27 protein-coding genes are annotated in these 25,646 nt (G+C 67.8%); 16 read left to right on the top strand and 11 right to left on the bottom strand.

Going from position 1 to position 25,646, the window contains the following annotated elements; translation table 11 throughout:
* Window positions 1-3: 3 nt before the first annotated feature.
* Window positions 4-294, bottom strand: coding sequence for a hypothetical protein (locus tag AC07WJ_RS09475; protein WP_494934308.1), 291 nt, complete (start codon window positions 292-294; stop codon window positions 4-6).
* 196 nt (window positions 295-490) lie between these two features.
* Here AC07WJ_RS09475 and AC07WJ_RS09480 point away from each other — a divergent pair, with 196 nt between their 5' ends.
* Both AC07WJ_RS09480 and AC07WJ_RS09485 read left to right on the top strand, forming a co-directional pair.
* Entirely contained in the window at window positions 491-2,323 is a 1,833-nt protein-coding gene (locus tag AC07WJ_RS09480) for a sulfatase family protein (RefSeq protein ID WP_494934309.1), read from the top strand.
* Entirely contained in the window at window positions 2,320-2,649 is a 330-nt protein-coding gene (locus AC07WJ_RS09485) for a hypothetical protein (protein WP_494934310.1), read from the top strand. The genes AC07WJ_RS09480 and AC07WJ_RS09485 overlap by 4 nt, the downstream gene beginning before the upstream one ends.
* 16 nt (window positions 2,650-2,665) lie before the next feature.
* Here AC07WJ_RS09485 and AC07WJ_RS09490 read toward each other — a convergent pair whose 3' ends face one another.
* Window positions 2,666-3,622, bottom strand: coding sequence for a tripartite tricarboxylate transporter substrate-binding protein (locus tag AC07WJ_RS09490; protein ID WP_494934311.1), 957 nt, complete (start codon window positions 3,620-3,622; stop codon window positions 2,666-2,668).
* Between the two features lie 85 nt (window positions 3,623-3,707).
* Window positions 3,708-4,562 (bottom strand): prephenate dehydrogenase/arogenate dehydrogenase family protein, encoded by an 855-nt coding sequence (locus tag AC07WJ_RS09495; protein WP_494934312.1) that lies wholly within the window; start codon window positions 4,560-4,562, stop codon window positions 3,708-3,710.
* A 332-nt stretch (window positions 4,563-4,894) separates the two neighbouring features.
* On the opposite strand from AC07WJ_RS09495, the gene AC07WJ_RS09500 reads away from it, so the two are divergent.
* From AC07WJ_RS09500 to AC07WJ_RS09515, 4 genes are all read left to right on the top strand, one after another.
* On the top strand, window positions 4,895-6,127 hold the full coding sequence (locus AC07WJ_RS09500; protein ID WP_494934313.1) for a hypothetical protein: 1,233 nt from the start codon (window positions 4,895-4,897) through the stop codon (window positions 6,125-6,127).
* On the top strand, window positions 6,124-6,720 hold the full coding sequence (locus AC07WJ_RS09505; protein WP_494934314.1) for a protein-S-isoprenylcysteine O-methyltransferase: 597 nt from the start codon (window positions 6,124-6,126) through the stop codon (window positions 6,718-6,720). The genes AC07WJ_RS09500 and AC07WJ_RS09505 overlap by 4 nt, the downstream gene beginning before the upstream one ends.
* A 100-nt stretch (window positions 6,721-6,820) precedes the next feature.
* On the top strand, window positions 6,821-7,549 hold the full coding sequence (locus AC07WJ_RS09510; RefSeq protein ID WP_494934315.1) for a hypothetical protein: 729 nt from the start codon (window positions 6,821-6,823) through the stop codon (window positions 7,547-7,549).
* Window positions 7,550-7,790: 241 nt separating this feature from the next.
* Window positions 7,791-8,546 (top strand): hypothetical protein, encoded by a 756-nt coding sequence (locus AC07WJ_RS09515; protein ID WP_494934316.1) that lies wholly within the window; start codon window positions 7,791-7,793, stop codon window positions 8,544-8,546.
* On the opposite strand, the gene AC07WJ_RS09520 is transcribed toward AC07WJ_RS09515, so the two are convergent.
* On the bottom strand, window positions 8,528-10,150 hold the full coding sequence (locus AC07WJ_RS09520) for a peptide chain release factor 3 (RefSeq protein ID WP_494934317.1): 1,623 nt from the start codon (window positions 10,148-10,150) through the stop codon (window positions 8,528-8,530). The two genes, AC07WJ_RS09515 and AC07WJ_RS09520, sit on opposite strands and share 19 nt — an antisense overlap.
* 172 nt (window positions 10,151-10,322) lie before the next feature.
* On the opposite strand from AC07WJ_RS09520, the gene AC07WJ_RS09525 reads away from it, so the two are divergent.
* From AC07WJ_RS09525 to AC07WJ_RS09535, 3 genes are all read left to right on the top strand, one after another.
* Complete coding sequence (locus AC07WJ_RS09525; RefSeq protein WP_494934318.1) at window positions 10,323-11,396, top strand: TRAP transporter substrate-binding protein; 1,074 nt, start codon at window positions 10,323-10,325, stop codon at window positions 11,394-11,396.
* On the top strand, window positions 11,396-11,974 hold the full coding sequence (locus tag AC07WJ_RS09530) for a HutD/Ves family protein (RefSeq protein ID WP_494934319.1): 579 nt from the start codon (window positions 11,396-11,398) through the stop codon (window positions 11,972-11,974). Before AC07WJ_RS09525 ends, AC07WJ_RS09530 begins: the two co-directional genes overlap by 1 nt.
* A gap of 238 nt (window positions 11,975-12,212) precedes the next feature.
* Window positions 12,213-13,814 carry a glycosyltransferase family 39 protein gene (locus tag AC07WJ_RS09535; protein WP_494934320.1) on the top strand — a complete coding sequence of 534 codons (1,602 nt, stop codon included), beginning with the start codon at window positions 12,213-12,215 and terminating at the stop codon, window positions 13,812-13,814.
* A 67-nt stretch (window positions 13,815-13,881) separates the two neighbouring features.
* Here the strand turns inward: AC07WJ_RS09535 and AC07WJ_RS09540 are convergent, their stop codons facing one another.
* Entirely contained in the window at window positions 13,882-14,235 is a 354-nt protein-coding gene (locus AC07WJ_RS09540; RefSeq protein WP_494934321.1) for a DUF1236 domain-containing protein, read from the bottom strand.
* A gap of 314 nt (window positions 14,236-14,549) precedes the next feature.
* On the opposite strand from AC07WJ_RS09540, the gene ykgO reads away from it, so the two are divergent.
* The 3 genes from ykgO to AC07WJ_RS09555 all read left to right on the top strand — a co-directional run bounded on the left by ykgO (window position 14,550) and on the right by AC07WJ_RS09555 (window position 16,400).
* A complete protein-coding gene (ykgO, locus tag AC07WJ_RS09545) occupies window positions 14,550-14,675 on the top strand; it encodes a type B 50S ribosomal protein L36 (RefSeq protein WP_136959004.1) in 126 nt (41 codons plus the stop codon).
* Window positions 14,676-14,772: 97 nt separating this feature from the next.
* Entirely contained in the window at window positions 14,773-15,390 is a 618-nt protein-coding gene (locus tag AC07WJ_RS09550) for a tetratricopeptide repeat protein (protein ID WP_494934322.1), read from the top strand.
* A gap of 62 nt (window positions 15,391-15,452) precedes the next feature.
* Window positions 15,453-16,400 carry an alpha/beta fold hydrolase gene (locus AC07WJ_RS09555; protein ID WP_494934323.1) on the top strand — a complete coding sequence of 316 codons (948 nt, stop codon included), beginning with the start codon at window positions 15,453-15,455 and terminating at the stop codon, window positions 16,398-16,400.
* Here AC07WJ_RS09555 and AC07WJ_RS09560 read toward each other — a convergent pair.
* The 3 genes from AC07WJ_RS09560 to AC07WJ_RS09570 all read right to left on the bottom strand — a co-directional run bounded on the left by AC07WJ_RS09560 (window position 16,397) and on the right by AC07WJ_RS09570 (window position 19,775).
* The gene (locus AC07WJ_RS09560) at window positions 16,397-17,197 is read right to left on the bottom strand and encodes an ABC transporter substrate-binding protein (RefSeq protein WP_494934324.1); all 801 of its coding nucleotides are present in this window, start codon (window positions 17,195-17,197) and stop codon (window positions 16,397-16,399) included. The two genes, AC07WJ_RS09555 and AC07WJ_RS09560, sit on opposite strands and share 4 nt — an antisense overlap.
* Before the next feature lie 40 nt (window positions 17,198-17,237).
* Window positions 17,238-18,677, bottom strand: coding sequence for a pyruvate kinase (gene pyk, locus AC07WJ_RS09565; protein WP_494934325.1), 1,440 nt, complete (start codon window positions 18,675-18,677; stop codon window positions 17,238-17,240).
* A gap of 96 nt (window positions 18,678-18,773) precedes the next feature.
* Complete coding sequence (locus tag AC07WJ_RS09570; RefSeq protein ID WP_494934326.1) at window positions 18,774-19,775, bottom strand: bile acid:sodium symporter family protein; 1,002 nt, start codon at window positions 19,773-19,775, stop codon at window positions 18,774-18,776.
* Between the two features lie 109 nt (window positions 19,776-19,884).
* Here AC07WJ_RS09570 and AC07WJ_RS09575 point away from each other — a divergent pair, with 109 nt between their 5' ends.
* Together AC07WJ_RS09575 and AC07WJ_RS09580 are read left to right on the top strand one after the other, a co-directional pair.
* Complete coding sequence (locus tag AC07WJ_RS09575) at window positions 19,885-20,751, top strand: LysR family transcriptional regulator (protein ID WP_494934327.1); 867 nt, start codon at window positions 19,885-19,887, stop codon at window positions 20,749-20,751.
* A 129-nt stretch (window positions 20,752-20,880) separates the two neighbouring features.
* Window positions 20,881-21,228, top strand: coding sequence for an MmcQ/YjbR family DNA-binding protein (locus tag AC07WJ_RS09580; RefSeq protein WP_494934328.1), 348 nt, complete (start codon window positions 20,881-20,883; stop codon window positions 21,226-21,228).
* 11 nt (window positions 21,229-21,239) lie between these two features.
* Here the strand turns inward: AC07WJ_RS09580 and AC07WJ_RS09585 are convergent, their stop codons facing one another.
* The gene (locus AC07WJ_RS09585) at window positions 21,240-21,860 is read right to left on the bottom strand and encodes a YqgE/AlgH family protein (protein WP_494934329.1); all 621 of its coding nucleotides are present in this window, start codon (window positions 21,858-21,860) and stop codon (window positions 21,240-21,242) included.
* Window positions 21,861-22,015: 155 nt separating this feature from the next.
* On the opposite strand from AC07WJ_RS09585, the gene AC07WJ_RS09590 reads away from it, so the two are divergent.
* Together AC07WJ_RS09590 and AC07WJ_RS09595 are read left to right on the top strand one after the other, a co-directional pair.
* Window positions 22,016-22,870 carry a protein-disulfide reductase DsbD domain-containing protein gene (locus tag AC07WJ_RS09590; RefSeq protein ID WP_494934330.1) on the top strand — a complete coding sequence of 285 codons (855 nt, stop codon included), beginning with the start codon at window positions 22,016-22,018 and terminating at the stop codon, window positions 22,868-22,870.
* A 125-nt stretch (window positions 22,871-22,995) separates the two neighbouring features.
* A complete protein-coding gene (locus AC07WJ_RS09595) occupies window positions 22,996-23,481 on the top strand; it encodes a peroxiredoxin (RefSeq protein ID WP_494934331.1) in 486 nt (161 codons plus the stop codon).
* A gap of 37 nt (window positions 23,482-23,518) precedes the next feature.
* Here AC07WJ_RS09595 and AC07WJ_RS09600 read toward each other — a convergent pair whose 3' ends face one another.
* Window positions 23,519-24,022, bottom strand: coding sequence for a cupin domain-containing protein (locus AC07WJ_RS09600; protein ID WP_494934332.1), 504 nt, complete (start codon window positions 24,020-24,022; stop codon window positions 23,519-23,521).
* 137 nt (window positions 24,023-24,159) lie between these two features.
* A complete protein-coding gene (locus AC07WJ_RS09605) occupies window positions 24,160-25,635 on the bottom strand; it encodes an amidase (protein WP_494934333.1) in 1,476 nt (491 codons plus the stop codon).
* Window positions 25,636-25,646: the final 11 nt, after the last annotated feature.

The following is a 25,646-nucleotide window of genomic DNA, read 5'->3' on the forward strand; positions in this document are numbered from 1 at the left end:
GCGTTACCGGCTTGCCGGGCGGCTGATGTCGAGCGGCACGCAGTTGCGGTGGCCAGCCTCCATGCAGGCCAGGATGCGCGACGAGGTATGGAGCTGGTCGAGGACATACCAGGTGGTCAGGCCGACCACGACCACGACGATCGCGGCGGCGATGTTCTGGCGGTCCCGGACCCGCTCGTCCCATTTGTTGAAGCCTGCCGGCGGCGGATGATCGGCGGGGCGCGTGGCATCCGACCAGGTCTGCCAGCTCGGCCCTCGCGGCTTGTCGGATCCCGATCCAACGTCCTGGTTCATCAGCCAACCCTTGCCGTCGTCCCGACACCGGTCCGGAAGCGACGGTCGCCACCAGGATCCACCTCCGCTCCCCAATGGTCAACCGACCATCCGGGGGATCGTTCCGCCGGCGCCGGCGGGGCGACGGCTCCGCGGCCGGCGAACCGTCGCACCCCCGTAGCTTGCCCGACATTGCCTCCGGCCGCATCCGGGAGACATGATCGCACGCATAGGCAGCAGGCGGAGGGCTTTCGGCGAAATGGCGCGCATTCCCTTCCTCAGCCGCCGGGGCGTCGCCATCGGTGGAGCCGCCGTCGCCGTCGTCGCCGGCCTCGCCGCCCGCCGCCTGGCGCGTCCGCGCGAGGCTCCGCCAGTCGCGCCGGGGGTCGTCGATACGGCGGCGCGCCGGCCGAACATCCTGTTCATCCTGAGCGATCAGGAGCGCCACTGGACCGATCTGCCATCCGGCCTCGGGCTTGCGGCCCACGAGATGCTGCTCGAACAGGGCGTCGGCTATCTCAACTACAACATCCACACCACGCCGTGCTCACCGAGCCGCTCGACCCTCTATTTCGGCCAGCACACCCAGCATACCGGCATGACGGTCAATCACGGCGCGCCGCCCTTTCCGGAAATCCGCCGGGGCATGCCGAGCATGGGCCACCTGATGCGCGCCCAAGGCTATTACACGGCCTACAAGGGCAAATGGCATCTGAGCCACATGACCGGCGACTTCAACCTCGGCTATGGGCCGTTTCCCAACACCTCGGCGGCGCTCGAGCCCTTCGGTTTCGCCGACTACAATATCGACGGCGATCCGCATGGCGCGACCTGGACCGGCTTTCGCTTCGACGCGCAGATCGCGGCGGATGCCGCGCTCTGGCTCGCCGACAAGGGCAAGACGCTGGCCGACGAGGGCAAGCCGTGGATGCTCGCCGTCAATTTCGTCAATCCCCATGACGTGATGTATTTCTCGTCCGGCGCGGCCCAGGTCCGCTCGCGCAAGGACCCGAACCTGCTCGCGCCGATCGCGCCGCCGCCGGTCGGCGGGGTCTATGACAAGGCCTGGGACCTGCCCATGCCGGAAAGCTACTACAAGGCCGATATCGCCAGGCGGAACTGGTCGCAGCAGTCCTATGCCGATTTCTGCGACATGATCTACGGCCGCATGGACCCGGCCGACGAGGCGATGTTCCGGCGCTACCAGAGCTATTATTTCAACTGCATCCGCGACGTCGACCGCAATGCGATGACGGTGCTGAAGCAACTGGCCGCCCTTGGCCTCGATCGCAACACCATCGTTGTCTACGGCTCCGATCATGGCGAGATGGCGGGCGCCCAGCGCCTGCGCCAGAAGGGCCCGCACATGTTCAAGGAGAACGTCCGGGTCCCGCTGATCGTGCGCCACCCGGACGTCCGCGGCGGCTTCACCACGGCGGCCCTGGCCTCGCCGGTCGACGTCATTCCGACGCTTCTGTCCTGGGCCGGCGTCGAGCGCCCGCGGCGCGAGGAGCTCTATCCCTATCTCAAGGGTATCGACATCGCCGCGACGGTCGCGAGCCCGTCGGCCCGCACCGAGCGTGACCGGATCGGCATTCTCTACGACTATGGCGTCTCGCATTACTGGGACCCGGTCTTTACCGAGAAGGCGATCGAAAAGCAGTCGCCCATCGACAAGCTGTTCCTGATCCGCAACGCCCTGGCGACCGGCATGTTCTTCCCGAGCCTGAACAATCCGGGCCTGTTCCGGGGCGTGTTCGACGGGCGCTACAAATTCGCCCGCTACTTCAGGCCCTCGCAGCACCACACGCCCGAGGATTTCGAGACGTTGAAGCGGCTGAACCAGCTCGAGCTCTACGATACGCTGGCGGATCCCAACGAACTGGCCAATCTGGCGCTCGATGCGGAGCGCCACCAAGAGGTGATCATGCGGCTCAATGCCATGACCAACGCGCTGGTCGCGCGCGAAGTGGGCGTCGACGACGGGCGCGAACATACCGGTCCGACCAACTGGTATCGGCTCAACAAGCTGTTCGGGACGCCGGCATGATCGCCAAACTCGTGGCCGCGACGCTGCTTCTGATCACCGGAGCGCTGCATCTCTACCAGTTCGTCCTGACGCCGCCGACGCTGCCGGTCATGGTGACCGTCCTGTTCGGCGCCGTCTATGTCGTCCTGGCCCTGGCCGTCGCCTTCGGCGGCCGGCGCGCGTTGATCACCACGCAGGCGATCACCGCCATTGGCGGTTTCATGGCGGTCGCCAGCGTGATCCAGAAGCAGCAGGAGCTGACCTTCTGGATCGTCCTCTTCGTGGCGATCGACCTGGCGATTATCTGGTTCTGCGCCTGGGCCAAGGCGGAACTGGCGGCGCGCTAGAACGGCCGGCGGCAGGTCACGGCGTCGCCAGCAGCTGCCGGTATTTGGCGATTTCGGCCGGCACCAGCTGCGCGACGAAACCGGGCGAGAGCTCGTCCGGACCGGGCGTCGTCGAGGCGAGCTCGGCGAAGCGCTTGCGCAGGGCCTCGCTCGCCACCGCCTCGCGGATCGCCGCGTTCAGGCGCTGGATCACCGCCTCGGGCGTGCCCTTGGGGGCGAACAGGGCGTTCCAGCCCTGGGCCTGGAAGCCGGGCAGGCCGGCCTCCGCCGAGGTCGGGACGTCGGGCAGGCTGGCGAGCCTGGTCGGTGCGGCAACGGCCAGCGCCCGGACCTCGCCGGACTGGACATTGGGCGCGAGCGAGGTCGCCGCGTCGCAGACGCCGTCGATCTGGCCGGCGATCAGGTCATAGAGCGCCAGCGCCGCGCCGCGATAGCTGACCAGCGTCACCTCGATATTGGCGGCATGAACGAAACTGCGGCAGATCAGGTAGTTGGACGAGCCGACGCCGGCATGACCGAGCGTCGCGCGGCCGGGATTGGCCCGGGCATAGGCGATGAATTCGGCGAGCGTCTGTGCCGGATGGGCCTTCTTGATCGCCAGCAGCGGCGAGGTCTTGGCCACCAGGCCGATCGGCGCGAAGGCGTCAGGGGTATATTTGAGCTCGGGATAGATGGTGTAGGCGGCGGCATTGGTGCCGGTATTGCCGATGGCGATGGTATAGCCGTCGGGCTCGGCACGGGCGGCGCGGGCGAGCGCCAGGGTGCCGCCGGCGCCGCCGGCATTCTCGGTGACGATCCGCTGGCCGAGCACCCGGCTCATCTCCTCGGCGACCACGCGGGCGATGACGTCGGACGTGCCGCCGGCGGCGAAAGGCACGATCATGGTGATCGGCCTGGCCGGATAGGTCTCCTGCGCCTGGGCGGCGACGGCACCCGCCAGCAAGCCGATCACTGTGGCAACGAAGCGCTTCATCTGTTGTCGTCCCCCTGGCCGGCCTTCATCACGCGGCCGATTGTCGCAAGCATAGCCATGGCCCCGAGGGTCTGAACAGACCCGGTCATGGCCGCAGGCCATTGCCGGACGGCAATTCGGCGCGCCTCGGCCCCTGATGCGCGGGCCGATCGGCCTGCCGCGATTTTTCGGGCTCCGGCGGCTTGTCCGAAAGCGCGGCGTCGAGCGCCGAGGCAAGGTCGAAGAAGCGCCGGCGGACGTCTCCGGTGTAGGGATTGGAGCGTTCGATCGCCTGGAACACTTCCGGGGCATCGTGGCGCACCATGTTCACCGCCTGCATGAGCAGGTCGAAACTCCTGGTGGTCATGCGGGTCGGCAGCGGCTCCATCTGGACCAGCACCTTGGCGATCAGGTGGGTCAGGCCCTGGACCGTCGCCGCTTCGCGGTCATGAGCTTCCGGTGTCGTCATGATGACGTCCAGGCGCAGCACTTTGCGCAGGAAAGCCGCGACGCGGCGGCCGCTGCCGCCGCGGATCGGACAGACTGCGATCTTCAGCCCGGCGATGCCGTCGCGGGCGCTTTGCGGTCCGAACAGCGGGTGGGTCGCGATGATCTCGACCTGTTCGGGCAGGCCCCGCCGCATGATCTCGGCCGGCATCGCCTTGACCGAACCGACATCGAGCACCAGGGCTCCCCGGCGCAGATGCGGGCCGACCGCCCTGACCGTTTCGTCAAGCCGGTTGACCGGTGTCGCCAGGATGACGACCGGACAAGCCGCTGCGGCCTCGAGACCGGTGAGCATGACGTCGTCCATTCCGGGGAATGGCCCGGACGGGACGGCCGGATCATAGGCGCATAGCCGGAAATGCCGTCGAAGATGCTCGGCCATGAGGCGTCCGAACGCACCAAAGCCGATGATGCCGATGAAAGGGCGGGAGGTGATATCGCTGTCGTCCGACACGGTCTGATCTCTGGCTCGGGCTGCGAGATCAACGGTGTCCTGCCGGATTCAACCACTGACGACGCAGCGGTTGAAGGATGATGACGCCCCCGGCCGCTAAGTGAGCGGCGCGTAATACAGTCCGGAGCTGAACGGGATCGTCATCATGGCGCGATAGGATGTCGCTTCGGCCGCGATGTCAATGACGAAGGGCCGAGACGGCGAGGCGGTGATAGGATTGCAGGTGATCCCGTCGGCGGTCCGTCCGGTTTCCCCAAGGTCTTGGCTTGTGCGGCTGGCCATTCGCGGCCTGCCATGCGATCAGGAACCTTCCCGCAACGCGCCATTGGTCCATGTCCGAGCCCATCCGCACCAGACGCGTCTATCTTCTGACCGGTTACGAGCCTCTCGAACCGGCGGCCCACCACCACCGTTTCGATCGCGAGATCAGGCGGTTCGAGAAGACGTGGTCGCTGCGTGCCGCGGTCGGGCCGATGCGCGTTCATGCCGATCGGCCGGTCGCCTCCTGGCCGGTGACGCTCGAGGGGCCGGATTGGCGCACCGAGACGGATGTGCGCCTGCTGCGCTGGGACGACGTGATCGCCGAGGACGTCGCCCGGCCGATCTGGCTGCGCCTGGCGCTCTATGGCCGCGCGGCGGCGGATCTGTTGTTCACCGGCACATTCTTCCGTTATGTCGCGGCCTATTGGCGCTATTCGCTGTTCGCCGGCTATCCGGCCGTCCTGCTGCTGGTCTTCACGGCCCTGTCGCTCGGCCTTGCCGGGCTATGGGAGCAGCTCGGCGGGCCCTATCCGGTGGTCGCCATGCCGGTGCTGGCGATCGGACTGTTCCTGGCCTTGATGCGGCTGCCCGGCCGGCGCTTCCATATCGATTACATGTTGAACGACTGGATCTTCGCCCGCGACATGATCCGGCGGGCCCGGCCGTCGATCGAGCGGCGCGTGGCCGATTTCGCCGGCGAGATCGCCGAGGGCGTCAAGGCCGGCGATGTCGACGAGGTCGTGATCATCGCCCATAGCCTGGGCGCGGCCTGGATGGTCGAAAGCGTGGCCCTGGCGCTGGCCAGGGATCCCGATCTTGCCGGAGGCAAAGTGCCTCTCGGCCTTGCGGGCGTCGGTTCGTCGACCCTCAAGATCGCGTTGCACCCGGCGGCCGGCTGGCTCCGCGAGGCGGTGAAGCGGATCGCCGACACGCCCGACGTCACCTGGGCCGAATATGACAGCCATGTCGACTTCATCTGCTTCTACAAGCGCAATACCGTCGACGCGCTGAAGCTCGTGACGGCAAGCCGGCCGGTCAGCCATTCGATCCGCCTGTCGCGCATGCTGTCCCCGGAGACATGGGGCCGGTTTCGCGGCAACCTGCTCCGGGTCCACAGGCAATATGTGATGGGCAACGAGCAGCGTTATCGCTACGACTTCCACATGATCGCCTGCGGGCCGTTCCGGTTCGCCCATATCGTCCACGACGGCGAGGCCCTGCCGGAGGCGCTCGGACCCGATGGCTCGCTCGGCCGGGCCGCGCGGCCGGTGACCACCGCAACCATGAAGACCGCCGCCCCATGACCCCCGTTGTCGCCCAGATCATCTTCCTTGCCGGCGTGGTCGGCTGGGCGGCGATCCGTATCCCCCACGAGGTCAAGAACAAGCGCCGCAACCGGATCGACGTCAGTGCCGTCGACCTGCGCGAAAGAGTGCTGCTCATGATTTCGCTCTGCGGTCTGGGCCTGGTGCCGATCGCCTATTGCCTGCTGGCCTCGACCGGCTTCCTGCGCTTCGCCGACTATCCGTTCTCGCCACGCCTGGCCTGGCTCGGCGCCGCGGTCTTCGTCGCGGCGCTGGCGCTGTTCCTGGCGACCCATCGCCAGCTCGGCCGCAACTGGTCGCAGACGCTGGAGCTGCGCGAGAACCACACGCTGGTGACCCATGGCGTCTACCGCCTGGTCCGCCATCCCATGTACTCCGCCTTCTTCCTCTGGGCCGTGGCGCAGGTGCTGCTCCTGCAGAACTGGATCGCCGGTCCCGCCGGCCTCGTCGGCTTCGGCTTGCTCTACGCCTTCCGGGTCGGGCGCGAGGAGGCAATGATGCGCGCGGCCTTCGGGCAGCAATATGTCGATTACATCGCCCGCACGAAACGCGTCATCCCGTTCATTCATTGACAGGATGGTGGTGCTACCGTCCACTGGCTGCTCATGGAGCACCGGCTGGGATAACTGCCTGAGGACGGTTCACCGGCCCAGGTCATCGAAGTGGTTTGGTATGAGTGTATTTGCGCGTGTCGGACCGCTGTCCGTGCTGGTTGGGGCATTGCTGCTCGGCGGTTGTCAGATGTCCGGCCTTGCCGGCCTCGACGCGGCTTTCGCGCCCCGCGACTTCGCCCGGCGCACGGAGGTGCAACCGGCGAGCGCCGCACCCGTCCGTCAACCGATCCGCGCGGGCGCACCCAAGGTCTATCTGATCCGCGGCCTCGCCCAGACCGTCTCGGAGGGCGTCGACCACCTGTCGGTCAAGCTCAATGCGCTCGGCTACCGGACAAGCGTCCATGCCTTTGGCGACTGGCCCGCCATCGTCGAGCAGATCGCCGCCGACCAGAGTGCCTCGGGCGGTCGCCAGAAAGCGGTGATCATCGGCCATTCGCTCGGCGCCAATTCGACCATCGAGGCGGTCAATGCGCTCGCCGCCAGGGGCGCCAGCGCCCAGTTGGCCGTGACTTTCGACCCGACGCGGGATCTGACCGTTGCCGGCGGCGCCCAGCATTTCGTCAATTTCTATCAGTCCAACAACGGCTGGGGCCGCAGGGTGCAGGCGGCACCCGGGCTGGAGGACTTGGTCGACAATGTCGACCTGAAGGCCATGGAACAATTGACCCACTTCACGATTGATCGGGATGCGCAGTTGCATCAACGCATCATCACTTCGATCCGCCAGTCGGTCGGCGCCGGCGATCCGGCGCTCGCGCGCAACAGCCGGAACCGGGCGACGCGCTAGATCCGGGCGCCGCAGGCGGGGTGTTGCGGTGGCGTGGTCATCTGGCTTCCGCAACGCGAGGCATTCCGGCAACACATGGCCGCCAGTTGCCGTTCCGGCGGCCGAAGGGCGGCATCATCCATTGACAGCCCCCGGGGCCGGCAATTGACTTCCGATTAACCATGCTGGGGCAGGGTGGGCCGCACGGATTCGCGCTCGACGCGTTTCGTGCGATCTACTGGAATTTCAGGTGAGGTTGAACATGCGCATGTCGTCGCGGACCGGCGTTCTCAGTGTTCTTCTCGGCGGGCTGCTCCTCGCCGGCTGTCAGACGACGGCGCAGACCAGTGCCGAGGGCGGCGTCGACGCCGGCGCGGTGCAGATGGCGCGTGACGCCGGCCGAGCCGGCGCTCCCGGCACGTCCAGTCTTGCGGCCCATGTCGGCCGGATCCAGCAGATCCCGCCGCATATCTACCTGATCCGCGGGCTTGCCAACGTCTTCTCGCAGGGCATGGACGACCTGGCCGCCAAGCTCGCCCAGCGCGGCTATGTGGCGACCGTGCACGAATATGGCAACTGGGGCGCCATCGCCAACGAGATCCTGGCCAATCAGCGCGCCTCGGGCGGCCGCCACCAGGCGGTGATCATTGGTCATTCGCTCGGCGCCAATGTCGTCACCGACATCGCCAATTTCCTGGCCCAGCACGGCGGCTCGGTGGCGCTGGCGGTCGCGTTCGATCCAACCGTGGCGCGGCCGGTCGTCGGCGGCGCCCGCCGCTTCGTCAATTTCTACCAGTCGAACAATGGCTGGGGCGAGCGGGTCACCGCGGCGGCGAGCTATCGCGGCCGGCTCGAAAACATCGATCTGCGCCAGTCCGGCAATCTGACCCATTTCAACATCGACAAGGATCCGCGCCTGCACGCGCAGGTGATCGGCTGGGTCAGCCAGGCGGTCGGCGCCGGCACGCGGCGGCCGGCGCGCACCGTCCTGTCCAATCCTCAGCGACCGGCGCGCTGATAGTCCTTGATGTCGGAGAAGACGATGCCGGGCGCGCGTTCTTCCTCGTAACGCAGGGAGAAGGCGCTCGACGCCATGTAGACCGGCGCGCCGTCGAGATCCCGCGCCATTGACGAGCCGTGGTTCGCGATGAAGTCGTCGAGCTTGTCTTCGTCGTCCGAGGTGATCCAGCGGCAGACCTGGAACTGGCAGGGATCGAAATCGACCGGCAGTGAATATTCCCCCGCAAGCCGCTCCTTCAGCACGTCGAGCTGCAGCGCGCCGACCACGCCGACGATCGCCGGCGAGCCGTCATTGGGCACGAACAGCTGGACGACGCCTTCCTCGCCCATCTGCTGCAGTGCTTCGCGCAGCTTCTTCGCCTTCATCGCGTCCTTGAGCTTGACCCGGCGCAACTGTTCCGGCGCGAAGCTCGGCACGCCCTTGAACACGATGTCCTCGCCCTCGGTGAGGGTATCGCCGATGCGCAGCGTGCCGTGGTTGGGAATGCCGACGATGTCGCCGGCATAGGCCTCCTCGGCCAATTGGCGATCCTTGGCGAAGAAGAACTGCGGGGCGTTGAGCGGCATGGGCTTGCCGGTGCGCACGAGCTTGGCTTTCATGCCGCGCGTCAGCTTGCCCGAGCAGACCCTGAGGAAGGCGATCCGGTCGCGGTGGTTGGGGTCCATGTTCGCCTGGATCTTGAACACGAAGCCCGCCATGTTCTTTTCATCGGCGGTCACGGTCCGGCCCTCGGCGACCTGGGCGCGCGGCGGCGGCGCGAAGGCGATCAAGGCGTCGATCAGGTCGCGCACGCCGAAATTCCTGAGCGCCGAGCCCCAGAGCACCGGGGTCAAATGGCCCTCGCGGTAGGACGTGAGGTCGAACGGCTTGCAGCCGCCCATGGCCAGTTCAACCTGCTCGCGCCATTCATCGGCGCCCTTCGGCAGCAATTCGTCGAACAGGCCGGCCTCCGGCCCATTGACCTTGGTCGGCTCGTCGTCGCGGTCGAGCCGGCGCACCTGCGAGCGGGCGATGTCATAGGTGCCGGCGAAGTCCCGGCCCGAGCCGATCGGCCAGGTCAGGGGCGTGGTGTCGATCGCCAGCGTCTTTTCGATCTCGTCGAGAAGGTCGAAGGGATCGCGCGCCTCGCGGTCCATCTTGTTGACGAAGGTGACCGTCGGAATGTCGCGCAGGCGGCACACCTCGAACAGTTTGCGGGTCCGGGCCTCGATGCCCTTGGCGGCGTCGATCACCATGACGGCTGAGTCGACGGCGGTCAGTGTCCGGTAGGTATCCTCCGAGAAGTCCTCGTGGCCCGGCGTGTCGAGGAGATTGAAGACGCAGCCGCCATATTCGAAGGTCATCACCGAGGTGACGACGGAGATGCCGCGCGAGCGCTCGATCGCCATCCAGTCCGACGAGGTCTGGCGCCGGCCCTGCTTGGCCTTCACTTCGCCGGCGAGCTGGATCGCGCCGCCGAACAGCAGCAGCTTCTCGGTCAGCGTCGTCTTGCCCGCATCGGGGTGCGAGATGATCGCGAAGGTGCGCCGCCGCGAAGCCGGCGTCGGCGCGGCGGTGGGGGATTGGGCGGTCGACAGGGCGGTGGTCGGCTCGGTGGTCATGGCGCGGGGTTTAGCGTCGTGCATGAGGCAAGGTCAATCGGAAGCAGCGTCCGGCCTTGCGCGGTGGCGCTCCGCATGGCCGCCGCGCGGATGAGAACAGTCGCGAAACCCGGCTCGACCGGCCGGGCACGCCGTCTATAGTGTCGTCCTGACGTCTCGGGGGGAGAGCTGAATGCGTGGTCTGATCAAAGCATCCATTGGAGTGGCGCTGTTGGGGTTGGCGGGACCGGTTTCGGCCCAGAGCCTGCCGCCCGGCCCGCCGGTCGCGATCCAGATGGTGACCCAGCTTTCGCCGGCCATCCCGCAATATACCCGCGTCGACATTCCGATGCTGCGCGAGGGCATCCCGCAGCGTTCCAACGGGCGCATTTCGGTGACGCTGGCAAGCTGGCCCGAGCGCAACCTGAACGGACCGGAGCTGCTGCGCGTGCTGCGTGCCGGCCAGATCGACCTTGCCGGCATCGCGCTGCCGACGGTGGCGGGCGACGTGCCCCTGCTCGACATCATCGATCTCGCGGGCCTGAACGCCTCGCATGAGCAAGGCCGCCGCGTCGCCGATGCGATGTTGCCGACGCTCAACCAAGAGCTCGAGCGTGTCGGCGTGCGCATCGTGGCGTTCTATCCGTTTCCGGCTCAGGTTCTGTTCTGCCGCGATCCGGTCACCAGCCTCGCCGACCTGAAGGGCCGGCGCGTGCGCACGCCCGGCGGCTCGCAGAACGACTTCATTCAGTCGATCGGCGCCCAGCCGGTGGCGATCGGCTTTCCGGAGGTCTATGCGGCGCTCGAACGCGGCGTGGTCGATTGCGCGGTGACGGGCACGGCAACCGGCAACGGCGCGCGCTGGTACGAGGTGACCAAGCACCTCTACACATTGCCGATCCAGTGGGGCGTGGCGGCCTATGGGGTCAATCTCGCCTGGTGGAACCGGCTCGATCCGGCCGTGCGCGGTTTCCTGCAGGAGACGATGAACAATGTGCAGGAGGCCCAGTGGAAGCTCGGCCTGGAGGCGACCGAGGACGGCATCCAGTGCAATGCCGGCATCGCCGCCGGCTGCAAGATCGGCCGGGTGGTCGAGAACCGGCCGATGACCGTCACGCGCGCCAGCCCGGAGGACATGGCCCTGTTGCGCCAGTCGCTGTCGACGGTCGTCCTGCCGGCCTTCGTCAAGCGTTGCGGCGAGCGTTGCGGCGAGGTCTATAATCGCGTCGTGGCGCCCATCAGCGGCGTCCGGTACGAGCCGCGCTGATGATCAGGCTGATCGACCCGGCGACCCATCGCACCGTTCCCTGGAAGAATGGCGGCGGCACCGCGACCGACTATGCGGTCGAACACGACCGCGACGGCGACGTCCTCTGGCGGATCGGCACGGCCGAGATCCTGCAGGACGGGCCGTTCTCGGATTATGCCGGGGTCACACGTGTCTTCACGATCATCCATGGACCCGGGGTGCATCTGGATTTCCCCGGGGAGGGCACGCGGACCCTGGCGCGCGATCAGCCGACACGCTTTGCCGGCGCGCCGGCGCCGTTCTCGCGGCTGCGCGGCGGGCCGGCCACCGCCTTCAACCTGCTGATGCGCAACGACGCCTTTCAGGGCGATGTCGCGATCCGGCCGGGCAGCGGGCGGAGCGAGGCGATCGAGGCGGGGGACCCGGCCGGGACCGTCGTCATCGTGGCGATCGACGGAACCTGGTCGATCACCTGCGGTGCCGAGACCGTCGGTCTCGCGCCGGGCTGGACGGCCTTGCTCGCCGGCGGGGCCGGTTATGCGCTGTCGGCCCGGGTTGATTCCAGGGCGGCTGTCGTCCGCCTCGGGCCGGCCTGAGCGGCACAGCCGATTAAGCTTGCAATTACCTTACAAAATCAAAGATTTGTGGCCTTTGGGGAACATTTGTATCGGATTGTAACCTTCGAGCAATGTGCATGTGCACAATACGCTTGAACGTCTCGCGCGGTGGCTTATGGCTTGCGGTCAGTAACATCTGGTTTCTGACGCCATTGCGCGGGGCCCCAGCGACGCTGGGCCTGAGTCCTTCCGATCCAACGCCCGTCCGAGGCCCTGATTGTCCCTCAACGATAGCTATGCCGCGCCGCGCGACGGTCACACAGCCGCTGCCGCGGTGTCCGCCGCGGCCTCCGCCACGCTCCAGATCGGCAGCCGCCAGATCGGCCAGTTGCTGGTCGACCGCGGCGCGGCCCTGTTCTGGTCGCTGATCGGCCTCCATGCCAGCGTGTCGATCCTGGCTCCCGCCATGGGTTTCATCACGCTGCCGCGCGACACGCTCGAAGGCTTCATCTGGGGGCGGACCTTCCAGTGGGGCTTCTCCAAGCATCCGCCGCTGCAGGCCTGGATCCTTGGACTGACCGAATGGCTGGCGCCCTCGGCCATGTGGCTCGCCTACGCCTATGCGCAAATCTGCGTCGCCGTCACGCTCTGGGCAGTCTGGCAGCTCGGCCGGTCGATCCTGGGCGAGCGGCAAGGCCTGATCGCGGCATTGCTGACGCTGTTCGGCGTGCATTATTACGGCCCGTCCATGGCGACGTTCACGCCGGATACCCTGTCGGCGCCGCTCTGGGCGCTCGCCGGGCTGTTCTGGTGGCGCGCCGTGGTCGAGGAGCGCCCGCGTGCCTGGTACAGTTTCGGCCTGGTCGTCGCGATCTCGATCTATGCCAAATATGTCGTGCTGCTGCTGGTCGGTGTGCTCGGCCTGCTGACGTTGGCGACGCCGCGCGGCCGGGCGGCGCTGATGCGGCGAGATCCGTGGCTGGCCGGGCTCCTCTGCCTCGTGCTGGTGGCGCCGCACCTGAACTGGGTGATGGATACCAGTTTCTCGACGCTCGGCTATGCGTTCTCCCATGGCGAGAAGGCGACCTCGACCCTCATCCGGTTGTATTTCTGCCTGACTTTCCTGGCGGCCCAGATCGTCCAGCACGGCATGCTGATCGTGCTGCTGCTGGTGACGGTCGGCTTCGGCCGGCTCACGCCGAAGACCGAACTGGTGATCGACGGCCGGCGGGTGCCGGCTTTCGAGCGGATGGCGCTTCTGACCATGGCCTTTGCGCCGATCGCCACGGCCCTGGTGGTGAATTTCGTGGTGGGCGGCGAATTCCGGCAGGGCAGGGGGACGGCGCTTTTCGCTTTCTCCGGCATCGCTGCCCTGATGCTGATCGGTCCGCGACTCGCCCTCGGCCGGCTGAAGCTCGCGGCCGTGCTGGGGCTGGTGGTCATCGTCGCCCTGCCGATCGGCAACGCCTTCCACCATCATGTCCGCCTGGCCATGGGCGCGGGCGTGGTGCCGACGCTCTATCCGGCCGAATCGCTGGCCGACCAATTGACCAACCGCTGGCGCGACGACACGGACGAGCCGCTGCGCATCGTCATCGGCGACCGCTGGCATGCCGGCAATGTCGCCTTCTATTCGCTCGACCGGCCGCTGATCCTGCTCGACGGCGACACGCGCCAGGCCCCTTGGGTCACGGACGCGATGCTGGCCCGTTCGGGCGGCATGATCGTCTGGCAGCCGGAGGATCGGGAGGCGATCGCCAAGCTCCAGCTGCGCTTCCCGAATCTCAAGGCACAGGGCTTCGTTTCGGCGCCCAGTCCCTTGTCGTTCGGCCCGGTGACGACGCTCGCCTATGCGATCGTTCCGCCGGAGCTGCGCTGACCGGCCCTTGGCAAGCAGCCGAAAAGAGAGGGCGCCATCCGGCGCCCTCCCTGTTTTTCAGCCGGCCCTATTCCTCGATCACCTGCACGATGGTGCGCGTCGACGGATCGACCAGCACCGGCCTGTCGTTGATGATCGTGTAGCGATAGGCGGTGGGGCCATATTCGCGTGGCACCTCGTAATAGGTCACGCCAGCCTCCGGCAACACGCCGCCGATGACCAGCGGCGATGAATAGACGTAGGACGGATGCTGCCGCTGAATGACGTATTGGCGGAAGCGCGGCTGCTGGTCGGGGCTGATCCGTTGCGGCCGCGTGCTGGCGGTCGGCGAGCTCTGGGCGTCGCCTCCCTGGGCATGGGCCGCGACGGGCAGGGCCAGCACGGACAACAGCGACGCGGTCAGCAGAAATGAACGTTTCATCGGCTCTCTCCCTTTTCCTCGGTGGATAGCAGTCCAACCTGCGGGCGGCCGGGGCGTTCCATGGACGCGCCGAAATCGACGGCCAGGACATCGATTCGGCACGGCCTCGATCGGGGATGGGCGGGCCGCGTCAGGTGGACATCCGGGGGCTTTGCCGGCACAAAGTCTTTCATCGCAGGGAAAAGCGCGCCGAGGCGCGTGAAATCTTGACAGCGGCTCCGGCGCCGGCTATAGCCCGCCTCCTCCGAATATCGTCGCTTTGGCAGTCGGGACGTCCCGATCCTTTGCGTTGTCGTTCACAAGGGATCGAAGCCATGAAGGTCCGTAACTCGCTCAAGTCGCTGCGCACGCGCCATCGCGACAACCAGATCGTGCGCCGCAAAGGCCGCGTCTACATCATCAACAAGACCCAGAAGCGCTTCAAGGCGCGTCAGGGTTGATCGACAGCCCGCGCTCGCGCGCGGAAGCGATCGGCTGAGGGGGGCGGTCACGCCCTCTTTTGTTGACCGCCGGCGTTTCATGGCCCAGGTTCGGGACATGACACGTGCGGCGGTTTTTCTTTGCCTGGTCCTGACGGCGCTGACGGCGAATCCGGCGTGGGCGCAGGTCACCGGCCCTTCCAGCGGTCCGCCGGCGGCGGGCAATCCAGCTGTCCCGGCGCTCGAATCGGAGCGGGCGCGCAGGCTCGACGAATTGTTCTCGCGCCTCAGGGAGGCGCCCGATGCCCGAATCGCGCGGGTGCTGGATCGCGAGATCTCGCTGATCCTGGCCCGGTCCGGGTCGGATACCGCCGATCTCCTGATGGCCAGGGCGACCCAGGCCTTCGAGCGGCAGGACCAGGACCTGTCGCTGTCGCTGCTCGACGCGGTGATCGACCTTTATCCCGACTATGTGGAAGCCTGGAGCCGGCGCGCGACGGTCTATTTCGCCCGCAAGGAACTCGGTCGGGCGGTCGCCGACATCGAGCAGGTGCTGAAGCGCGAGCCGCGCCATTACGGCGCCCTGGCGGGCCTCGGCATGATCCTGCAGCAGCTTGGCGACGACAAGCAGGCGCTCGTCGTGTTTCGCCGCGCCCTGGAGATCCACCCCTATCTCGAACGGCTCCCCGATATCGTCAGGCGGCTGCAGCCCAAGGTCGACGGCACCGAACTCTGAGTTCGTCCCCGGCCGTGCCGGGGCAGCTTTGCTGCACCGCATGATCGGCGCATAATGAGCTTGTGGAACCATTCCTGGCATCGCTTGCGCTTGCTCCCGTCCTGACCGCGTGGACCGCGGCGCGTTCGCGCGCGATCACCCGGGCCTTCCCGCCGCGCGGCCGCTTCATCGCAACCCGGACCGGCCGCCTGCATGTCGTCGATGCCGGCGAAGGGCAGGCACCGGTGGTGTTCCTGCACGGCGCGAGCGGCAATGTCCGCACCTGGGAGCCGGCGCTCGGCGATCGCCTCGGGCGGCTCGGTCGCAGCATTCTGATCGACCGGCCGGGTCACGGTTTCAGCGAGCGCCGGGCCGGGCGCGCGGCGGCGGCGCTCGATCAGCAGGCCGGCGCGGTGGTCGACGTGCTCGACGCGCTCGGCCTGTCGCGCGCGGTGATCGTCGCCCATTCGCTGGCCGGCGCACTCGCCTGCCGGCTGGCGCTCGACCATGGCGACCGGGTTTCGGGCCTTGTGCTGCTGGCCCCCGTCACCCATCCCTGGCCGGGCGGCGTGCATTGGTATTACCGGCTCGCGGCGACGCCGGTGCTCGGTCCGCTCTTCGCCTGGACGCTGGTGCTGCCGCTCGGCGAGCTCTGGATGCGACGAAGCATCCAGGGCGTCTTCATGCCGCAATCGGTCGGCGCCAGCTATTCCCGCGATGCGGCGATCCCTCTCGTGCTCCGGCCCCGCCAGTTCATCGCCAATGCCGAGGATGTCGTCGGGCTGTTGGACGAGGTGGCGACACAGGCGCCGCGCTATCCCGCGATCGATTGCCCGGTCACCGTGATCTCAGGCGACCAGGACAACGTGGTCTGGACCCACCTGCATTCGCTCGGCATGGCCCGGGACGTGGCCCAGACCAAGCTGGTGCTGCTCGACGGCGTTGGCCATGGGCCGCATCACGCGGCGCCCGACCGGGTCATGGACGAGATCGAGGCTGTCCTGCGCGCCGGCGCGCCGACGATGTCCTAGTCGAGCTTTGCCGCCGGCGCGACGGTCGCGTCGGCCTCGCCGCTCGCCCGCAGGGCCCGCTCGACGAAGCCGGAGGCCTTGTGCTCCTCCAGGAAGGCCCTCAGATAGCGCAGGGCGGCGGGGCGGCCCTTCTGGACGACCATGGCCTGCTCGATCGCCATGAAGCGCCCGTCCATCACGCGCAGTTCCGGGTGCAGTCTGGCAAAGGCGACCAGCGGCTGGCGGACGCCGGCGGCCGCGTCGAAATTGCCGGCGCGGAACAGGTCGAGATAGGGGGCGGACGCGGGCTCCTCGACCAGCGTGGCCTGGCGCAACGCGCGCTTCAGGTACAATGCATAGGCGCTGCCGCGGGTGACCAGGATGCGATGGCCTGAACGATCGACCTCCTCCACCTGGCGCAGCGGCGAATTCTCCCGGACGAGATAGGTGCCTTCGATCAGGACATAGGGGGCGGTGAAGTCGATCTCGGCGGCGCGCACCGGATCGATCGCCAGGAAGGCGATGTCCCAGACACCGCTGCGGGCCGCGTCGGTGACCTGGCCGGCCGCTTCATAGGCGACGAGGTCGAGCGGCAGGCCGAGGCGCTCGGCCAAGGCCCGCGCCAGCGCCACCGAGACGCCGCCCGGCGCGCCGCTCGCCGGGTCGCGCTTGGCCAGGACCGGATTGCCGTAATTGATCGCGGCGCGCAGCCGGCCGGTCGGGGCGAGCTCGGCGGTCAGGCCGGGTGGAATGTCATTGGCCATGGCGGACCATCCGGACAGACAGGCGAAAGCGATCGACAGAAAGGTTCTGCGCACGACACGGCTCCTGGCCAGGACAAGCGCGGCCCGGCACCCGCTAGATCTCCGCATTGTCGCTGTCGCTGCCGACAAAGGCGATGCGCAGCATATTGGTCGCGCCGGGCGTGCCGAGCGGCACGCCGGCCACCACGATGATGCGCTGGCCGGGCTTGGCGAAACCATCCTTGAAGGCGAATCGGCAGGCCCGGCTGACCATGTCGTCGAGGTCGCGGGCGTCCTGGGTGACGACGCAATGCACGCCCCAGAGCAGCGCCAGGCGCCGGCCGGTGGCGATGTTCGGGCTCAGCGCGATGGTGATCGGCTTCGGCCGCTCGCGCGCGACGCGGATGGCGGTGGAGCCGGACGAGGTCCAGCAGACGATGGCCGAGAGGTCGAGCGTCTCGGCGATGTCGCGCGCCGCCAGCGCGATGGCGTCGGCGCCGGTTGCCTCCGGCTCGGCGCGCTGGCCCTGGATCACCGAGCGATAGGTCGGGTCGCCTTCGACCTCCTCGGCGATGCGGTTCATCATCGCGACCGCTTCGACCGGGTGGTGGCCGGCGGCGCTCTCCGCCGACAGCATGATGGCGTCGGCGCCCTCGAACACGGCGGTCGCCACGTCGGAGACCTCGGCGCGGGTCGGCACCGGCGCGGTGATCATGCTCTCCAGCATTTGGGTCGCCACCACCACCGGCTTGCCGGTGCGCCGGGCCGAGCGGGTGATCTGCTTCTGGATGCCGGGCACCTTGGCCATCGGCATTTCGACGCCGAGGTCGCCGCGCGCCACCATCAGCGCGTCGGCGATTTCCATGATCTCGGCGAGCCGGGCGACCGCCTGCGGCTTTTCGATCTTGGCCATGACGGACGCCCGGCCGCGGGCGATCTTCTTGACCTCGGCAACATCTTCCGGACGCTGCACGAAGGACACCGCGATCCAGTCGACGCCGGCATTGAGGGCGGCATCGAGATCGGAGCGGTCCTTGTCGGTCAGCGCCGAGACCGGCAAGGTGGTGTCGGGCAGGCTGACGCCCTTGCGGTCGGACAGCTTTCCGCCGACCACCACGCGGCAGATCGCCTTGGCCGGGCTGCACTGCTCGGCGATCAGCGTCACCTTGCCGTCGTCGAGGATCAGCCGGTGGCCGGTTTCGAGCGCCGTCAGGATCTCGGGATGGGGCAGCTGGACACGATGGACATCGCCCGGCTTCTTGTCGGAATCGAGCGTGAAATGCGCGCCGTTGACGAGCATGACCGGCCCGTCCTTGAAGGCGCCGAGACGCAGCTTCGGGCCCTGCAGATCGGCCAGGATGCCGATCGGACGCTGGTGCTCATGCTCGATCGAGCGAATGATCTCGACGAAGTCGCGCAGCTTCTCGTGCGGCGTGTGGCTCATGTTGATGCGGAACACGTCCGCGCCGGCGGCGAACAGCGCGGCTATCGCATCGCGGGTCGACGAGGCCGGTCCGAGGGTTGCGAGGATCTTGGTCCGGCGCTGGCGTCGCATGGGCTGTTCCGTCTCCCTGGGACAGGAGCCTAGCCCGATTTCGCCACACGACGCGAGAGCGGGGCGACGCTTTTTGTCGGCCTCGCGACCGGCGCGTCAGCGCCGTGCGAGACCCGGCGCCGTGGGTGCGGCTTCGCGCGCGGCATAACGCTGGGCCAGCATGGCGCAGGCGAACAGCTGGGCCTGGTGGAACAGCATCAGCGGCAGCACGATCAGGCCGACCGGCTGGCCGGCGAACAGGATATTGGCCATGGAGATGCCGCTCGCCAGGCTCTTCTTCGAACCGCAGAACACGATGGCGATCTCGTCTTCCCGGGCGAAACCGAGCCGGCGGCTGAGCATGGTGGTGATCGCCAGGACCGCGGCCAGCATGACGGCCGACAGCAGGATGACCAGCTCGAGGCCGGTGCGGTCGATCTGCGACCAGATGCCGGCGACCATGCCGGCGCTGAAGGCGGAATAGACGATCAGCAGGATGGAGCCGCGATCGACCAGGGCGGTGACCGTCTGGTGGCGCGCGAGGACCTTGCCGAGCCAGGGGCGGGCGAGCTGGCCGAGCGCAAAGGGCAGCAGGAGCTTCAGCGCGATGCCTTCGAGCGCCTGCACGCTGAAACCGCCGCCGCGGGCATTGAGCAGAAGCCCGACCAGCAGCGGCGTCATCACCATGCCGGCGAGGTTCGACAGCGTCGCGCTGCACAGCGCCGCCGGGACATTGCCGCGCGCGATCGCGGTGAAGGCGATCGAGGACTGCACGGTCGAGGGCAGCACGCTGACGAACATCAGGCCGAGCGCGAGGTCGGGCGAGAGCCAGGGCTTCAGGGCGCTGGTGAGCGCGAGCGCAACGAGCGGGAACAGCACGAAGGTGCTGGCGAAGACGAGCGACTGCAGACGCCAGTGGGCGATGCCCTCGGCCACCGCCCGGGGCGCCAGCCTGGCGCCGTAGAGAAAGAACAAGAGCGCGATCGCCGCCTGGACCGCCTGGTCCAGGACACGGGCGCCGATCCCATGCGCCGGCATCAGGGCGGCGAGCCCAACCGTTGCCGCGAGGGCGACGAGATAGGGGTCGATCGGCAGGCGAGCAAGGATGCGGGAAGCCATGGCCTGATCCTTTCGGGAAGCGCGGGTCTGGTTTCCATTTCTGTCGGTCATTTTGTTTTGAAATGGAAATGATATTAGAATTCGCGTTTCATGATAACCGGGGTGAGCCATGGACCTGCCGCATCCCGCCCTGCTGCGGTCCTTCCTGATGGTGGCGGAAACCAAGAGCTTCACCTTGGCGGCGGCACGCCTGGGTGTCCGGCAGTCGACGGTGAGCCAGCACATCAAGCGGCTCGAGGGCGACATCCAGCGCCTGCTGTTCGCCCGCGACACGCACGCGGTGGCGCTGACACCCGATGGCGACGCCCTGATCGATTTCGCCCGCGGCGTGCTGGAAGCCAATGCCCGCATGGAGCGCTTCGTCTCCGGCTCGGCACTGCGCGGGCGGCTGCGCTTCGGCGCGTCGGAGGACTTCGTCCTGTCGGAACTGCCCGACGTGCTCGCCGAATTCGCCGAGACCCACAGTTCGATCGACCTCGAACTCACCGTCGGCATCAGCGGCATTCTCTACGAACGCTACGATGCCGGCGAACTGGACCTGATCTTCGTCAAGCGGCGGACCGGAGATCCGCGCGGCCAGCCGGCCTGGCGCGAGCAATTGGTGTGGCTCGGGCGGGCCGGTATCCGGCCGGATCCGGAGCGGCCGCTGCCGCTGGTGCTGTTTCCGCCACCGAGCGTCACCCGCGCGCTGGCGCTCGACGCGCTCGACCGGGCCGGCCGGTCCTGGCGGGTCGCCTGCGCCAGCGGCAGCTTCAGCGGGCTTCGGGCGGCGACCATGGCTGGTCTCGGCGTCACCGCCCATTCGGCGCGGCTGATGCCGGCCGGGCTGGTGCCGCTGCCGGCCTCGCGTGATCTGCCGGCGCTCGGCATGATGGAATTCGTGGTCATCGGTCCGGGTCCGCAACATGAAGCCGCGACCGCATTGACCGCGACCATCCTGTCCAATGCCGGCCGGCTGCAAAAGGCGGGACGGTGAGATCAGGGCTTGCCGGCCTGTCGTCGTCCGGATGCCGGCTCGCCGCCATCCCGCGGTGGACAGCCGGGGTCACGCGGCGTGATGCTGGCGCACCGGCCGGGGACGGCGGCCGGGCAGCGAGGTCGTGCCATGTCCGAACAGCCCGCCGCGCGTCTGAGGCTGATCTGCCTGGCGCTTCCCGAGGCGCAGGAAGTGCCGATGAAGCGGGGGCCGACCTACCGTGTCGGCGACAAGATCTTCGCCATGGACCGGCAGATCGACGGCCGCGTCGCCGTCTGGTGCAAAGCCCCCGCGGGTAGCCAGGCGGTACTTGTCGGCGCGGATCCCGGACGGTTCTTCGCGCCGCCCTATTTCGGGCCGAAGGGCTGGGTCGGCATGCGGCTCGACGGCGGGCCCGATTGGGACGAGGTGCTCTGGCTCGTCAGGCGCAGCTATCGGCTTGTCGCGTCCAGCCGGCTTGCCGCGCTTGTCCCTTAAGACCGGGCGCGTCAGGCGTGGCCGGCCTCACGCGACAGCATGGAGGGGTCGATGCCGATCTTGCGCATGGCGCGATCATATTTGGTTTCGAGGTCGGCGCCGAAGATCAGGTCCTGGTCGGCGGGGCAATGCAGCCAGCCATTGGCCTGGATCTCGTTTTCGAGCTGGCCGGCGCCCCAGCCGGCATAACCGAGCGCCAGCACCGCGTTGGCCGGTCCGTCGCCGGTCGCCATCGCCTTCAGAATATCCAGCGTGGCGGTCAGGCAGATGCCTTCGTCGATCGGCAGCGTCGAGTTCTCGATATAGAAGTCCGAGCTGTGCAGGACGAAGCCTCGGCCGGTCTCCACCGGCCCACCGCGCAGAACCCTGACGGCGGACGTGCTGGCCGGCAGCATGATCTTCTGGTCCTCGGGGATGATGTCGAGCTGCACCAGGAGGTCGGGAAAGGCCAGATTGGTCGCCGTCTGGTTCACCACGATGCCCATGGCGCCATCGGAGGAATGAGCGCAGACATAGATGACACTGCGGGCGAAGCGTTCATCGCGCATGGTTGGCATCGCGATGAGCATTTGTCCGTCGAGGTAGCCGCGGGACGTGCCGCGCGGCTTGCGTTTGGTCGGTTGCTGCGCCATGGCGGAAAACTAACCCGGAATGCGTCCGATGGCTACCGGTTGCGAAGACGAGATCCCTGCTTCACGGCCTGTTGACGCTCCTGTGTCAGGATTGTGCGCTGATATCACCGGATCGTCAGTGGTCAGGTGGGGCCCTGCGCACTAGATCCCCTCAAATGGTTGATCGTCGTCTCTTTCTCTCGTCCCTGATGGTCCTGGCCGTGCCAGGCCTCGCCTTGTCCCGTCGGGCATTCGCCGGACAGGCGGCGTCCGACTGGTCGCGCGACAGCCGGTCGGCGATCCGCCTGATCGGCGCCGGCTCGACCGGCGAGGCCGCGGCATTGCGTCACCGGGCCGGCCTGCAGGTGACCCTGTCGCCGGGCACCAAGACCTATTGGCGCACGCCGGGCGATTCGGGCGTACCGCCGATGTTCGACTGGTCGGGTTCCGACAATGCCGCCGACGTGCAGCTGGCCTGGCCCGCGCCGCATCGTTTCGCCGATGGCGGCGGCCAGTCGATCGGCTACAAGATGGATGTGGTGTTTCCGCTGGTGGTCACGCCGCGGGATCCGGCGAAACCGGTCGTGCTCGCGGCCAAGGTGGACTATGCCGTCTGCGACAATATCTGCATTCCGGCCAAGGGCGAGGTCCGTCTGGCGCTGATCGCCGGCGCCGCGTCGGATCCGGCGCTGGCGGGCGAGGTGGCGAAATTCGCCGCGCGCGTGCCGTTGACCGCCCAGGAGGGCATGGCCCTGTCCGTCGTCTCGGTCGACACCGGCGGGGCGCATCCGGTGGCGACGCTGGCGGCGAAGGTCGGATCCGATGCCGGACGCGTCGATCTGTTCGCCGAAGGCCCGGAGGCGACCTGGTCGCTGCCTTTGCCGGAAGCGCTCGACACCGCCGGTCCGGTCCGCCGCTTCAAGCTGACGCTGGACGGCGCGCCGCGCGGGGTCGTGGCGCTCGACCACCCCATCACCTTCACGCTGGTCGCCGGCCCGCGGGCGCTGGAAACCAGGCTGCGTCTGGTCTGACCGGAGGCCGCGCACGCCCATCTTGGTCTAGCCGTCTCGACGCGGCGGGGCGGAGCGACTATTGCTTTCGTCGTCCCTTCACGGCTCGCCTGAACGCGAGCAGTCTCGACGACGAGGAAACCCCGATGACCATCAAGATTGGCGACCGCCTGCCCGACGCGACCTTCCGCCAGATGACCGCCGATGGTCCGGGGGCCAGGACCACGGCCGATATTTTCGCCGGCAAGACGGTGGTCCTGTTCGCCGTGCCCGGCGCCTTCACTCCGACCTGCCACAAGAACCACATGCCCGGCTTCGTCGCCAATGCCGAGGCCTTCAAGGCCAAGGGCGTGGACGCGATCTACGCGACCTCGACCAACGATATCTTCGTGCTCGATGCCTGGCAGAAAGCCTCCGGCGCCGCCGACAAGGTCGGCGTGCTCGCCGACGGCAGCGCCGACTTCGCCAAGGCGATCGGCCTCGACAACGACATGTCGGCCTTCGGCATGGGCATGCGCTCGAAGCGTTACTCCATGCTGGTCAAGGACGGCGTCGTGGCCCAGCTCAATGTCGAGGATGCGCCCGGCAAGGCGGACGTCTCCGGCGCCGAGGCGCTGCTGAAGCAGCTCTGATCCGGGTTTCGGGGCCGGCCGCCCGGCGGCGGCCGGCTCAGAGCACCATGGCGCCGACGAGGACGAAAGGCAGGTTCTCGTTGGCGGCATAGCCTGGAATGCGATGAACGACGCGATCGATCAGGCGGTTCGCCAGGCGGGCCGCCTTTTTCGTGACCTTGAGCGGCAAGGTGATCGCGACCGGCAGGCTGTCGCGGCAGATCGCGTGTTTGCGGACATAATGCGGCACATGCCAGGTGGCCCATGTGCCGGCGCGAAACAGGGCGGCATCGCCCGGCTTCAGCCGGCGCTCCGGGGTGTCGTCGCCCTTGACGATCACTTCGCCCTCGATGATGTGGACGATCTCGTCGCCGCCGAAATACCAACGGAACCGGCCGGCGGTGCAATCCCAGACCATGGCCGAGGTGGTGCCGTCGCTGCTGTCCGACCAGTGCCGGCAGCGCGCCGTCGGCTGGCCCTCCAGGATCCATTCCGGCCGGATCGGCGCGGGGTCGAGTTCGATCTGGTCGAGGCTGGCGGCTTTGATCGAGGTCGTCGGCATGGTCCTGCACTCCTGTCTCATGCAGGGACACTCACGACCCCGCACCGGGGACGATCGCAAAAGCCCTGCCGCGGACCGCGCATGCGCCATTCCGCCGCAGCGACATGGTTAACGGTTCGTGGCTCCCGCGCCGGGCCTCAGAGGCGGGTGACGTGGGTGCGCGGCAGCCGTCCGGCGTTCCATTGGCCGTCGAGCGCCCGCTCGACCTGCGCCGCCAGTTGCAGCAGCAGCCCGTCGCCGGCCTGTTTCGTCTGCGCCTGGATGCCCATGGGCAGGCCGTTCTCCTGCAGGCCGAAGGGCATGGAAATACCGGGAATGCCGCACAGGTTGGCGAGCGGCGTATAGGCGAACAGGCCCCATAGATTGCCGAACCAGTCGTAGACCGAGGGATTGTCGCTGGTGGTGAGATATTCCGTCGTGCCGATCGCCGGGGTGGGTTTCGCCATGGTTGGCGTCAGGATGATGTCCCATTCCTCGAAGAAGCGGCCGAAGCCACGCGACACGGTGTTGAACGCCGCCTGCATGCGGGTCCGTTCCGAGTAGGAAGCGTTGATGCCGGCTTCCCAGATCCGGATGTTCATCGGTTCGACCAGGTCTTCCGGCGGCCGTTCGAGGCCACGCGCCTTGAGCAGCAGGTCGATGGTCTGGGCGAAATTGGTGATGTAGCAGGTTGTCTGCGCTTGATAGGCGGCCGTGAAATCGATCTCCGGCAGCGCCCAGTCGACATGATGACCGAGCCCCTCCAGGAAACGGCCGGCGCGCTCGAGTTCGGCGACGATAGGGGGCGTGGCACGGTTGTCGCCCCACTGGTGCGACAGGGCGATGCGCAGCCGCCCGGGCTCGCGGCGGATCTGATCGGTATAGCTCTCGCCTGCGGTCCAGTAGGGCATGAACTCGCCGGGCGCGCCGCCGCGGCAGATGTCGACGAAGGCGGCGGTGTCGCGAACCGTCCGGCTGATGCAGCCCTGCGCCGAGACGATGCCCATCAGGTCGGAGCCGTTGGGGCCGACGGAGAACACCCCGCGCGACGGCTTGAGGCCGATATTGCCGTTGACGCCGGCGGGGATCCGGATCGAGCCGCCGCCGTCGGTGCCATGGGAGATCGGGGTTGCGCCGGCCGCGACCATGGCGGCCGTGCCCGCCGACGAGCCGCAGGTGGTATGGCCGAGGTCCCAGGGATTGCGCGTCACATAGAGCGCGGGATTTTCCGCCGAGCTGCAGACGCCGAATTCCGGCGTGGTCGAGCGCCCGACAATGTTCAGGCCGGCATTGCGAATGCGCTGGGTCAGATGGCTGTCGGCGGCGGCGACATGGCCGCGCATCAACAGCGAGCCCATTTCCTGAAGCCGGCCTTTCAGGGTCGGGCCGAGATCCTTCATCAGATAGGGGACGCCGGCGAAGGCGCCCTGCGGGTTCATCCCGTCCTTGAGGGGATCGGCCACGACATCGGCGAAGACCTCGACCACCGCGCCGAGCGCCGGATTCATCTTGTCGATGGCCGCGGCCGCCTGGGCGGCGAGCTCGGCTGCGGTAACCTCGCCGCCGCGGACGCGGGCGGCGAGCGCGGTCGCGTCGTGCCGGGCCCATTCGCTCCAGCTCATCGCCAATGTCATGATGCGCGCGC

This window comes from Phreatobacter sp. GW821-FHT04C01, from assembly GCF_059420385.1.